The 300-nt window shown below is 37.7% G+C and carries 1 pseudogene; it reads left to right on the top strand.

Going from position 1 to position 300, the window contains the following annotated elements:
- Positions 1-22: 22 nt before the first annotated feature.
- Positions 23-300 (top strand): annotated as a pseudogene (locus DWY79_RS23240) (hypothetical protein); the annotation flags it as partial.

Genomic DNA, 300 nt, shown 5'->3' with positions numbered 1-300 from the left:
TGTGACTAGAATGGATTCAGCAATGGATTTGGAGTTACAGCGGTCTCCAATAGAATATTTCAATCGGATGTTAGATTTACCTTATTTTAGGCGTCTTTCATATCCTACAGGAATTACGTTTCAAACAGCAGAGAAAGAACTTTCGTTTTACGATAAAGGAAAGGAACAGGGGAGTAATAATAAGAATATAGCTCGATGCGAGTTTCGGATAAAGAAAGTTAGGAAGTGCTTTGGGAAATCGGTTACTGCGTCAATGTTATATGATCCTAGCTTTTGGAATGATTTGCTGGATCGGTTCTT

It is taken from the genome of Parabacteroides sp. AF27-14 (assembly GCF_003635425.1).
In the GTDB taxonomy this organism is placed as follows: domain Bacteria; phylum Bacteroidota; class Bacteroidia; order Bacteroidales; family Tannerellaceae; genus Parabacteroides; species Parabacteroides distasonis.
This window is presented reverse-complemented; position numbering and strand designations above follow the sequence as displayed.